At 62.8% G+C, this 8141-nt stretch carries 8 protein-coding genes and 2 pseudogenes; 5 read left to right on the forward strand and 5 right to left on the reverse strand.

All coding sequences use genetic code 11. From position 1 onward, the window contains the following. Together JWP83_RS21930 and JWP83_RS21935 are read left to right on the forward strand one after the other, a co-directional pair. Positions 1–243, forward strand: a pseudogene (locus tag JWP83_RS21930) (hypothetical protein); the annotation flags it as partial. 100 nt (positions 244–343) lie between these two features. Then, positions 344–1579, forward strand: a complete 1236-nt coding sequence (locus JWP83_RS21935) for an LLM class flavin-dependent oxidoreductase (protein ID WP_297734703.1) — start codon at positions 344–346, stop codon at positions 1577–1579. A gap of 53 nt (positions 1580–1632) precedes the next feature. On the opposite strand, the gene JWP83_RS21940 is transcribed toward JWP83_RS21935, so the two are convergent. Next, positions 1633–1866, reverse strand: coding sequence for a hypothetical protein (locus JWP83_RS21940; RefSeq protein WP_297734707.1), 234 nt, complete (start codon positions 1864–1866; stop codon positions 1633–1635). Between the two features lie 15 nt (positions 1867–1881). On the opposite strand from JWP83_RS21940, the gene JWP83_RS21945 reads away from it, so the two are divergent. Continuing rightward, positions 1882–3981 (forward strand): serine/threonine-protein kinase, encoded by a 2100-nt coding sequence (locus JWP83_RS21945; RefSeq protein ID WP_297734710.1) that lies wholly within the window; start codon positions 1882–1884, stop codon positions 3979–3981. A gap of 147 nt (positions 3982–4128) precedes the next feature. On the opposite strand, the gene JWP83_RS21950 is transcribed toward JWP83_RS21945, so the two are convergent. Together JWP83_RS21950 and JWP83_RS21955 are read right to left on the reverse strand one after the other, a co-directional pair. Then, positions 4129–4314 carry a hypothetical protein gene (locus tag JWP83_RS21950; RefSeq protein ID WP_297734713.1) on the reverse strand — a complete coding sequence of 62 codons (186 nt, stop codon included), beginning with the start codon at positions 4312–4314 and terminating at the stop codon, positions 4129–4131. 50 nt (positions 4315–4364) lie between these two features. Beyond that, positions 4365–4835, reverse strand: a complete 471-nt coding sequence (locus JWP83_RS21955; protein ID WP_297734726.1) for a hypothetical protein — start codon at positions 4833–4835, stop codon at positions 4365–4367. A gap of 177 nt (positions 4836–5012) precedes the next feature. On the opposite strand from JWP83_RS21955, the pseudogene JWP83_RS21960 reads away from it, so the two are divergent. Next, positions 5013–5441: pseudogene (locus JWP83_RS21960) on the forward strand (tyrosine-type recombinase/integrase); the annotation flags it as partial. A 304-nt stretch (positions 5442–5745) separates the two neighbouring features. On the opposite strand, the gene JWP83_RS21965 reads toward JWP83_RS21960, so the two are convergent. Next, a complete protein-coding gene (locus JWP83_RS21965; RefSeq protein WP_297734717.1) occupies positions 5746–5856 on the reverse strand; it encodes a hypothetical protein in 111 nt (36 codons plus the stop codon). A 428-nt stretch (positions 5857–6284) separates the two neighbouring features. On the opposite strand from JWP83_RS21965, the gene JWP83_RS21970 reads away from it, so the two are divergent. Continuing rightward, complete coding sequence (locus tag JWP83_RS21970; protein ID WP_297734720.1) at positions 6285–7184, forward strand: MOSC domain-containing protein; 900 nt, start codon at positions 6285–6287, stop codon at positions 7182–7184. Here the strand turns inward: JWP83_RS21970 and JWP83_RS21975 are convergent. Next, positions 7165–7929: a DUF998 domain-containing protein gene (locus tag JWP83_RS21975; protein ID WP_367185663.1), complete on the reverse strand. Its 765-nt coding sequence runs from the start codon at positions 7927–7929 to the stop codon at positions 7165–7167. The two genes, JWP83_RS21970 and JWP83_RS21975, sit on opposite strands and share 20 nt — an antisense overlap. Positions 7930–8141 lie beyond the last annotated feature (212 nt).

Genomic DNA, 8141 nt, shown 5'->3' on the forward strand with positions numbered 1-8141 from the left:
CTCGTGCAGGAGATCCTGACCATGCGGGAGTGGAAGGCGTTCGGCGACGATCAGCGTCGCCGCATCGGCCTCAACGGGTCGGGGTGGTTCTTCCCGTGGCTGCTAGATGCCACTCCGCCGGCCACCCGGGACAAGGTGCTCGGCATCGTCCCGCCCCCGCTGCGGCTGGTCTACCGGCTGATCTGGGAGCCACGGTATCGACGTCAGTCACCCTGGCGACGCGAACCGTCGGCTCACCGCTGACGTTGCAAACCAACCCTGCTCGACCCGCGGTCCGGTCTCGTGCATGAGATTCGGGCAAGCGCCGGGCCCCGTTGTAATTCACTCGTATTTAGGAGGACTGATGAAAACCTTGCTGATGAGCACCGCGGCCGTTCCGGTGACGATCGAGGAACGCAGAGCTCGTCGTCCGGTGACCCGTGATGTCGAGCTCTACCAGCACATGCTGCGCAGGTATGAGCAGACCGCGCGGTTGGCTGACGAGCTTGGCTTCGATGGCTTCGGTAGCACCGAACATCACCTGCAGACCGAAGGGGGCGAATCGATACCCAATCCCCTTCTGGTCTACGCCAAGTTAGCGGCGGTGACCTCACAGATTCAGTTCATGCCGATGTCGGTGGTGGTGACGTCGCACGATCCCATCAGGGTGGCCGAGGACTTGGCGCTGTTCACGCACCTGTTTCCGGATCGTTTAGCTGGTGTTCAGTTCGCCCGGGGTTACCAGACCCGGTGGATGCAGACATTGACCCAGTCGGAGAATGTCGTCGCCTTGAACCCGGCGTCCGATCAGCGCAATCGGGCCAGATTCGACGAGTACCTCGCAGTTATCGAGAAGGCGTGGACACAGGAGTCGTTCAACCACCACGGCGAGTTCTACCAGGCGCCGTTTCCGGCTGACGGCATCCGTGATTGGGCGCTCGCGGACTGGACGCGCACCTATGGCGGCGCTGGCGAGGTCGACGCAGACGGTACGATCCGCAAGATCGGCGTCATCCCGAAGCCGCTGCACCGCCCCAGGGTCTTCATCCCGAACACGTTTTCACCACAGACTGCGATTGACTCCGCACGACACGGGCGCACCCTTGTTCTGGCGTCAGGAAACCGCGAACGGGCCCACGCGACAGCCGAGCTCTACCGCGACACCGCGCGTGAGGCCGGTCAGGATTTGCGTCTCGGCCAGAACTTCGGTGTCTTGATCAAGATCGCTTTCGGCGACACCTACGACGAAGCGTTCGACTTCGCTGCCCGAACCTATGGGTTCTGGTATCAGAACTTCTTCCAGAAGTTCGGCTTCACCGAGGTGTTCCGCACCCCCGCCGACGACCCCGACCTACCCTTTGATCTGGGCGATGCGCGAGCGTTGACGCACCGAATGATCGAGAGCGGCCAGCTGCTGTGCGGCACCGCCGACCAGGTCCGCGACCAGATCGCGGAGGTGGCGAGTGTCTACGGTGGCGGCGAGTTGGAGTGGTTAATTTATGAGACGTGGGCCCAGTCACTCCCCGACGACGAGCGCAGCGACATCCACCGCTACCAGCTGAGCACCTATGCCAAGGAAATCATGCCAACGTTCCGCTAACCGCAACCTGCCCCGGTACGGCGTCGCCGAGTCCACCAACCGCTGACCCGCATTCAGCACGACGCAAGAGTGCTGCACATGCCGGAGTGCTGGACCGTCGTCTGATTTCGGAACGCCCTGAATGCCGGTGTCTCGGCGGTGGCGGTCAGGTGGCGTGGTTTCGGGGCGCCGGCTTTAGCCGCCGGCTCGTTGCCGTGCAGTCCGCGGTAGCCGGGGTGCACGGCCGGGGTGATCTTCTGTTGTTGAGCGACGCGGGCGAGCAGGGATGTTAGCTTCAGCGCTTCCATGGGTACTGTTCGCCCATGCCGTTGGTCGGCGGAGCAGAGTTCGCGGGCTACAAGGTCCTGCGTCTGCTGGGGTCTGGGGGCATGGGCGAGGTGTACCTCGCCCAGCACCCCCACTTGCCGCGGCGCGACGCTTTAAAAATCCTTGCCGAGGAATTGACAGCGGACCGGGAATTCCGTGACAGATTCCACCGTGAGGCCGACCTCGCCGCCACCCTGTGGCACCCAAATGTCGTTCGCGTGCATGATCACGGCGAGTTCGATGGCCGCCTGTGGATTGCGACGGACTACGTCGAGGGCACCGATGCCGCGCAGCTACTCAAAGACGAGTACCCGTCGGGAATGCCGGCGCGTGACGTGTGGGCCATCGTCAACGCGGTGTCCGGCGCGCTCGACCACGCCCATCAGCGGGGCCTGCTGCATCGCGACGTCAAACCGGCCAACATCTTGCTCGCAAATCCAGAAGACGGTGTACGACGGATCCTGTTGGTCGACTTCGGAATAGCGCGGCAGCGGGGCGATATCAGCGGACTCGCCGCCACAAATCTCACCGCGGACACGGTCGCCTACTCCTCACCCGAACAATTGATGGGCTCGGACATTGACGGGCGCGCCGACCAGTACGCGCTGGCCGCCACCGCGTTTCACCTTTTCACGGGGGCGCCGCCCTATCAGCACTCCAACCCGGTCGCCGTCATTAGCCAACACCTCAACGGAGTACTACCGAAGCTCGGCGATCGGCGCCCGGATTTGGTGCAGTTCGATCAAGTGCTATGGACTGCCCTGGCCAAGGATCCCGCCGACCGCTTCGACCGGTGCCGGCAGTTCGCCACAGCCCTCAAGGAGCGGGCCGCCGACTCGAAAAGCGATCGCAGCGCCAAGGCTGTGGCCGCCCATGCCGTGGGGCAAGACGCTAGACCGTCCAACAGATCAACGCGCAAGGGCCGACACAGCGCGACAGGCGAGTCGATGGCCGCGAAATCGGGGTCGACAGCTCTGGGGGGCAGGCGGCGCCGGATCCTCCTCGCGGCGGCGACAGCAGTGGTCGTGCTCACCGTCATCGGCGCCATCGGCTACCTAACCCAGCAGAAGCAGAAGACCACTCCTTCCCTGCCCGGCGCCATACTGGATGGCACGTACCGCTTGGTCTACGACACAACAAAGCGGACGGACAACGGCGCCCCGGTCTCCTCGCAGACCGACCCCGGTAACAGCAGCTGGTGGGCTTACCGTTCGCTCTGCAAATCATCCACAGGATGCATTGCTGCAGGGACCAAACTCGATCCACGCAACCCCGAAGTCATGCTCACCCCGACTTTCGCAGACGTCCTGAGCTTCGCCGATGGCCACTGGCAGGAGAGGCCTCCGCGATTCCAAAATGATGAACCCAAGTGCCTCGGGGACGACGGAAAAGTCGTCGCAGGCACAGAAACCATGGTGCCGGCGATGTCTATGGAGCCGCAGACCGACGGCACGCTCCGAGGCATTTCGACAACCACTGTCGTCACGAATGAGTGCGGCAATCAGGGCAAGGTGGTTCAAATTCCTTTTGTCGCGAACCGCACTGGTGACAGGCCTATGGGTGTCTCCGTGGCTGATCCGGCAGGAGTGGCGGCCTCACCCTCGACGAGCGCCCCAGCACCGCCTGTCGCAGGTCCGGTATTAAACGGCGCCTATCGATTCGACTACGACAACGCACACCAGACCGTCAACAGAAACCCCACGACGGGAGGCGGAAAAACAGAGACCCACTGGTGGGCGTTTCGCTCTTTATGTACGCCTACCCGATGCGTCGCCACCGGGGCCACCCTCGCCGACAATAACCAGACGGAGCCCTCGGGTCTTGCAGACGTCGTTCGGTTCATCGACGGAAGCTGGCAGGACACACCTAATCTGCTAAACCCCACCCCGTGTACCACAGGCAACGGCACCCAGATGACCACTTCCGGCTGGTCATTTCAGCCGCAGGCGGACGGGACACTGCGAGGTGTTGCCACCGACGCCGTTATCACCAACGAGTGCGGCCATCAAGGCTCCGTGTACAAGACCCCCTTTGTTGTGACACGCATCGGTGACGTACCGCCGGCCGTCGTTCTGGCCGATCCAACCTTGTTCTAGGACCTGTGCTGACCGCCTCGATGTTATGAGCGCCGAATTCCCCGCGATCGAGGTTGTCGAGGAGAACCTGAGCGCGGACGATCGCCTTCGATGCTGCCCGACGCTGCAGGGGCGTGAACGACTCCGGCTCCCAGCCCATGACGCTTCCTAGAATGGCATGCGAAAGTAATCGACGGCGCCGTGTCCGAATCGCTCCTGACGCCAGGCGCCGTTCACTTGGTGCATAAGCTGCCCGGAAAGCGGGTCGGCCCGCAAACTCTGGCGAGGGTTATCGCTCATCCGGATCAGTGCCCGGTGTATGGCCATGGTGTCCCAGTACTGCTGGTCGTCCATTGTGTGATCTCCCTACTTTGTGTTCGGCGCCGGCCGTCGCGCGAGCGTTGTCAACCGCGGCAGCGGTGCGGCCGGCGCCTCCCGTCCGCGCGTGCAGCGTCCGACAGAAACGCGCGGACAAGGTTCATGCCGAGGCTGTCCCGGACAACGCGAGCAGCGCTTCCTTGCGGGTCTTGATCGCCGCAGCGACGACGCCGTTTCCGAAGCGCAACCCCGCGTCGCGCAAAGCGGCACGGGCGGTGGGCGCCCCCTCCGGTCAGGTCTACGCCTCGCCGTTCAAGCGCCTCGAGGCAGTCTTGTAGCGGATCGGAGCCGCCTTTTTCAGGATCCACGGCTCCCTCCTCGATTCGCACAACTAGGCCCTCTAGCAGGAACTGCTCAGCTTGCTCATCGGACAGCCAGGTGATGATCACGCCGTGGTTGATGGGCACCCCAATGTTGGCCATATCGCGATAGAGGTACCGGATGTTGCCGTCCCGATCTTTCGCGAGTACCAATGGCGCCATTACGCGGTATGCCATCACAGATCTCCTTGGAAATACCCTGTTCCGCGCCAAGAGTTTTCAAGATCGGACGCCGAGCCGGGCACTGGTGGCACGTGCCAGGTGTATGACGGCGGTGGTTTGATCCCAACAGCCAACGGGCCCAGAAAGTTCCGCAGGGCGGCATCGTTGACTTCCTGCTCTGTCCATTCCCACGATTATGCGGTTGGGCAGACGAAGGGCCGCAAAGTGCGGTCGGTGCCGGTGCCCACATTCGTGCTCGAAGAACTGTCCTTGCAGTGCAAGGAGAAGGCGCCGGGCGATCTGGTGTTCTCAGGGCCAGCCGGCGGCTATCTACCCCACCCGAAGTCATCGGGCGGGTGGTTTGCCGCCGCGGTAAAACGTGCTGGGGTTCAGCAGATCACTCCCCACGATTTGAGGCATAGCTGCGCGAGCCTTGCGATCAGCGCCGGAGTGAACGTGCTGGCGCTGCAACGGATGCTTGGGCACACCGAAGGTCACTCTGGACACCTATGCGGCCTGTTCGATACCGACCTGGACGCCGTCGCCACCACGCTGCATGCCAACTATTCACGCGAAAGTGTGCGCAAAACGCGCTCATTGGGTGCTCACGAGAGTATGTAACAAACTTCAAAATGTTTATCTACCTGCAGCGATGCCCGTACAGCTTTGGCGGTGGCGGAGGGATTTGAACCCTATTCAGCTACCTGCTCAAGGAGCTAAAATCGGCGCTAGCTGCGGAAAAACATCACAGTAGTTCACATGAGTTAACTGTTCCTGCGGCCAAAGTGTGGCCAAAGTGTGGCCACGGCGTCCGATGGCATCTACAGCAACCGCTCGTAGGGACGCGGTCATGTGCAATTAACGCAGAATCGCAAGCCAGCAAATCGGCCTCGACAGCTGGGCAGCTCCCATTGCATCGGTGCGATCACTGCGCCTCCTGCAGCCACTTCTCTACCTCGGCACGGCGGTACATCACCCGTCTACCAAGCTTGAACGACCGCCGGCCGCCCGATCCCGAGTGTCGCCAGTACCGCAACGTACTCGGAGAGCCGAGTCATAGCAGCGACGATAATTAGCCGATGCGGACCGTCGGCGTTGATCAACTACCCAGTGCCACCCGAGCTCGCGTCACGACTTCTCTCACTCATCACTGCCGAACCTCCTGAGAGCGTGAATTGGAGGGATGCGTCCGCGGTGCCTGGTGTCCTGCGCAGCGTCGCGGCTGGCGCGGGTCTCTGGTTCGAGTCGTGGGTGCTCGAAGACCTCTACCTCGCACTACGCACCAAGCCGTTCTTGATCTTGATCCTCCCAGGGCTATCAGGCACGGGGAATCCGATGAGCGCCGCGCAGCGCAATCCACGCCTACGCCGACGAAGACGCCCGATGAGCCCTCCGCTCTGACTAGGACGTGGCGGGTCGGCCGCCGCAGGTGCCTGCCCTGCCGCGATGTGCGAGGATCGGCAGATGATCGACGTTGATCTGCCTCACACCGAGGGGATTCCGGAGATCGTGAGGTCATTCGCCGCATGCGTCGCGTCGGTGACCGAAACGCCATTATCCGATGTACCCCAGCCACGAGCCGACCTTCGCGGAGCCATCGCGTATTGGCGAAGCTGGCTGGCCGGCCGAGGCGCCGGGCTGGTTCCGATCGCCAACCCCGCGCGGTTCACCTGGCCCGGCTACTGGCTCGCCGTTCTCGGGGACATGGACGGCGAGCGACCCGCCGATGACCGGACAGCGGTGCTGATGTTCGGCACCCCTTCCGGGGTCGTCCTCAGCCCGCAAGATCCTGCTCTCTTGGGCGCCGCAGCGACCGATCTGCCAGTCCGCGAGGGTTACGTGCTATCTGGGCTTGATCCGGCATTCACCACGCCCGGTGCGGCGCTGCCCTCACTGCGCGGCAGAGTCGAAGCGATCGCGGTGGCAGAACAGGCGACTGCCCCAATGCGCCAGAGGGAACGGGCGCGGGCTCTGGCTGGCCGAGGGCTCGACGGAGACCGCTACGCGGCGAAAGCAGGAACGTTCACTCCGGCCAATGACACCGCACGCGGCTACGACCTCACGCTCATCGCAGCCGAAGTCCTTGACGAGCTGGTGTTGCCCAGCCGCGGCAACATCGAGTACGTCGAGGCGCGTCGCAATATCGTCACTCGCGGGGTCGACCTGAACGCTCTGGTCGGACGTCGGTTTCGTATCGGAGACGTCGAGTGCCTGGGCCAGCGCCTGTGTGAGCCGTGTTCCCACCTGGAACGCCTCACCACGGAGGGCGTGCTCCGCGGCCTGATCCACCGGGGGGGCCTGCGCGCCGACGTCCTCACCGACGGGCAGATCAGTACGGGCGCAGTCATCGAGACGATCGACTAAGAACGGCTACGCCACTGCGGCAGCGACTGCGAGTAAGTAGGTAGGCGGCGGTGAACATTTGCCACGCGATGATCGAATAGACACTACATCGCTCCCATACTGCGGGCGGCAGAATGTTTATCGCTGCGAACTTCGACTCAATAACGAGCAACATGAAGCTCAGCAGGTCGGGCACAGCGAGCCCGGCCGATACGCCGCGATACCATGGCCCACTGACGTTCCGAGCGATGGAAGATCCCGCCAGGATAGCCGCGTTGCCTCCCATGATCGCAAGCAGCGCGCCGGTGTCATGCACCCAAGTGGTTCCGTCGGCCTGCTCGATGGGTCCGCTGTGGACGGCTGCTACCAGAAAGTTGCCGACCGCATTCGTGGCAGCGAGAGTGAGAAACAATGCAGCCTTGTGGGTTTCGAAAGCCCGAACGATGAGGATGGCACCAACGAGAAACAGAGTTCCCTGCAAATAGAACGCGGTGTTCATCAGGTAGGCCAGCGGGGAGTCGATCATGCGACCCTGAAACATGCCGCGAGAGGTGACCCCGAGATCACTGATGAAGTTGTGGGCGTAGCTGTAATGGTGGCGAAAGGCCACGGCCGCAATGGCTTCGAGGATCATATACCCGAGGCCTGCGGCAATCCACACAGCGGCTGCACTCGTGGCGAATAAGCGTCGCCGGTTCGGGTCCTGCGTTGAGATTGCCGGGCCATCACCCGTACACGGCTCCCCGGGCCCCGGTAGGTGGGACACGCTCCATCTGCGCCAGCCCTTGAGTGATCAATACTAGTGCGCAATCGCCGGAGCCCTGTCGATGGCGACTTAAGTTAGATCCGAGGCGAACCATGATGTTTCGCAAGTCAGAACCCCGCATGGTCCTATTCCGGTGCGTTTTAGTTTCTTCGGACTCGAGCGATGAGGCGCAGCGCAGGCCACGGTCGCCACGGAAACCTTTGGGACCGTTT

Source organism: Mycobacterium sp., from assembly GCF_025965855.1.
Lineage (GTDB): Bacteria > Actinomycetota > Actinomycetes > Mycobacteriales > Mycobacteriaceae > Mycobacterium.

Bases quoted from the DNA above. Each gene is read 5' to 3' on its own strand.
- JWP83_RS21935 (WP_297734703.1), top strand. From the start codon at position 344: ATGAAAACCTTGCTGATGAGCACCGCGGCCGTTCCGGTGACGATCGAG.
- JWP83_RS21940 (WP_297734707.1), bottom strand. From the start codon at position 1,866: ATGGAAGCGCTGAAGCTAACATCCCTGCTCGCCCGCGTCGCTCAACAA.
- JWP83_RS21945 (WP_297734710.1), top strand. From the start codon at position 1,882: ATGCCGTTGGTCGGCGGAGCAGAGTTCGCGGGCTACAAGGTCCTGCGT.
- JWP83_RS21950 (WP_297734713.1), bottom strand. From the start codon at position 4,314: ATGGACGACCAGCAGTACTGGGACACCATGGCCATACACCGGGCACTG.
- JWP83_RS21955 (WP_297734726.1), bottom strand. From the start codon at position 4,835: ATGGCATACCGCGTAATGGCGCCATTGGTACTCGCGAAAGATCGGGAC.
- JWP83_RS21970 (WP_297734720.1), top strand. From the start codon at position 6,285: ATGATCGACGTTGATCTGCCTCACACCGAGGGGATTCCGGAGATCGTG.